4 protein-coding genes are annotated in these 2,614 nt (G+C 40.8%); all 4 read right to left on the bottom strand.

All coding sequences use genetic code 11. From position 1 onward, the window contains the following. Window positions 1-301, bottom strand: a 301-nt coding sequence (locus tag WBA23_RS03215; protein ID WP_424580808.1) for a hypothetical protein, incomplete at its 3' end; no start/stop codon positions are given. A gap of 44 nt (window positions 302-345) precedes the next feature. Further along, window positions 346-912: a hypothetical protein gene (locus tag WBA23_RS03210; protein WP_424580807.1), complete on the bottom strand. Its 567-nt coding sequence runs from the start codon at window positions 910-912 to the stop codon at window positions 346-348. 272 nt (window positions 913-1,184) lie between these two features. Continuing rightward, window positions 1,185-1,919, bottom strand: coding sequence for a lipoyl(octanoyl) transferase LipB (gene lipB / locus WBA23_RS03205; protein ID WP_424580806.1), 735 nt, complete (start codon window positions 1,917-1,919; stop codon window positions 1,185-1,187). Window positions 1,920-1,991: 72 nt separating this feature from the next. Beyond that, on the bottom strand, window positions 1,992-2,614 hold a 623-nt coding region (locus WBA23_RS03200), incomplete at its 5' end, for a class I mannose-6-phosphate isomerase (protein ID WP_424580805.1).

Here is a 2,614-nt window from a genome sequence, read left to right as displayed (position 1 = left end):
TTTTCCCGCGATAGTAACTAACCCAAAACTGGTTAACCAAAGCAAACAGTTCAGGGTTAATTAACTCTATCTTCGCTACACTGTTGGGAGCTACGTTTTCCAAATAGTGCCGAAGCACCGATGTTTTCTGCTCTTTCTTTTTGCTATAGCCTGATGAGTTAATTAGTACATTTTCCAGCGTAAAAGCATTTTCGTTAATCAGATACACATAGAATTCAAACTCACCTGACACTTCATTTTTCTGGCGGCTAATCGCCATTTGCACTCCCTCTACCTTCGGAAAATCAATATCTTTTTTCATAAAAAATGAGTTTGTACGCTATTTACGAGGCTATATAGTCGACTTTACAAATTATCTGCTGATCGTATTTCAGAATCTACTTCATCAAATTGTTGAATGTAGAGAGCGAGATCTGTGTCCATCCAGTTTAGCATTTCAAAAATTTCATTTCTTACATTTTCAGCAGAACTAAAGTCCACATCATTGTTATTGAAGCATATGGGCTCATTATGATAAATACGATTTCTAAATGTTCTGATTCTATTAAGCCTTTGTGAAATCAAACTTCTGTTTGCCGTGCTAGGTTTGTTAGGAAAGCAGTGAATAACTACACCGCCAATTAATCGATAATGATGAGATTCAAACAAACTTGTCCAAAATCCCAATGATTGTTCAGCTATTACTTTTCCCGAAGAAACTGTTCCTTGTTTTTTCCGAATCGTATTTTCTGCTTTTTGAACTGAGTGTTTCAGATAGAATCTTGAGGAACGGAGAGACCTATCACTCATAAAACCATTTTTCTCAGTTAGAATCCAATTAGGATTGGCGAAATAAGATGTAACTTGGTTATTAACGGAATTTCTTAGAAAAATCTCAAACAAGTTAAGTATAGGATAGAAAGCCTGACTCACACGCAGGTTGACTCGATATAATTGTTGAGCCTTAGATTTCGAATTTCCTGTCGATCTGAGAAACCGTTCTAACCTTGGTTGTGATAAGTAATATTCAAGCTTGTTATAGTTCAAATTATATAAAAATTGGTTGCAAATATGCAACTTCCTATAGTTAAAAAACGTATACTTGTGATGTAATGCTTAGTCAAGCCTCTTCTTTTACAGGAACGTAACTAAGTTTAAGATTCTAAGCCTCTGATTTCTCAGGGGCTTTTTCTTATTATAGCCAACTATAAATTCATACCTGCCGTTTTTGATACGACCTCCATCTCGAACAAATCAGACAGATGCTTTAGTAAGCGAGCACCGACTACCTCCGTATCCTGAGCTCTTCCCAACTCCTTGGCCATAGAAGTAACTGCTTTGTCTTCTATTCCGCAGGGAACGATGTAATCAAAATAATGAAGGTCAGTATTTACATTTAAGGCGAAGCCATGCATAGTGACCCAGCGGCTGGCTTTCACTCCCATCGCGCAGATTTTGCGGGGATTCTTCTGCTCTTGGTAATCCATCCAAACCCCGGTTAAGCCCGGAATGCGTCCGGTATCGAGTCCGTAGTCGGCCAGCATAAGAATAATTGCTTCTTCTAATGTTCGCAGATAGCGATGAATGTCGGTAAAGAAATTATCTAAATCCAGAATGGGATAGCCTACCAGTTGCCCCGGTCCATGAAAAGTAATGTCCCCACCCCGGTTGATGGGATAGTACTGAATCCCTTTTTCAGTCAGTTCTTCGGGCGACAACAACAAGTTGCTTTCTTTACCGCTTTTCCCAAGTGTATAAACGGGGGGGTGTTCGCAAAACAGCAGGTAGTTTTCCGTAGTCTTTGACCGGTCAGGTTGCTTACGGTTAGTGATTTTGGTTTGGACAATTTCAGCGAAAACCTCTTCCTGGTAATCCCAAGCCTGGGCGTATTCTACCAGTCCTAACTGCTGAACGTTTACTTGCTTATTTTTTTTCGTCATCACCTAGTTACGTACTGGAAAACGACTAAACCGTTGAAGATTAACCATTTGTAATCTTGTATTTGCAATTAACTACTCCGGAACATAAGACTCTAATAGCGTAAAGCCTCCCGATGTTACCAATTCTACGCGTTTAATACTGGCCGGAAGCAAACAAGCCTCTCCTTTCTTAATAGAATAGCTTTTTCCACCACTGTAAATATCTGCTTGTCCATCTACACAAACGTAAATCGTAAACGAATCGCGGTCAGCGTAGTCTCGGGTAGTGTTCTCAGTAAACTGCAAGCAGGAAGTAACAAAGTAGGGTGACTCAACTACATTTACTACTTCATTTTCTTTAGCTTCGTAGCGCGTTTTATATTCGTCGTATTCCTGATAGTCAATGGCATCTAGCGCTTGGTCTACGTGCAGCTCGCGGGTATTACCTTTGTCATCTTCCCGGTCAAAATCGTAGATACGATAGGTAACGTCTGAGGTTTGCTGAATCTCGGCTAACAGAATTCCTTTACCAATGCTGTGGACCCGCCCCGCCGGTAGAAAGTACACATCGCCGGCCTGCACATCTTCTTCGTTCAGAATGCTCATCAGCTTGCCGTCCTCAAACGCATCCAGATACTTTTCCCGGCTCATCGGCTGATTAAATCCTACCGTAAGCTGGGCTTCATTGTCGGCCTGCATAATGTACCACATCTCAG

The organism is Tunicatimonas sp., from assembly GCF_049647865.1.
Taxonomy (GTDB): domain Bacteria; phylum Bacteroidota; class Bacteroidia; order Cytophagales; family Cyclobacteriaceae; genus Tunicatimonas.
This window is presented reverse-complemented; position numbering and strand designations above follow the sequence as displayed.

Coding starts and splice junctions, on each gene's coding strand:
- lipB (WP_424580806.1), bottom strand. CDS start 1,919: ATGACGAAAAAAAATAAGCAAGTAAACGTTCAGCAGTTAGGACTGGTA.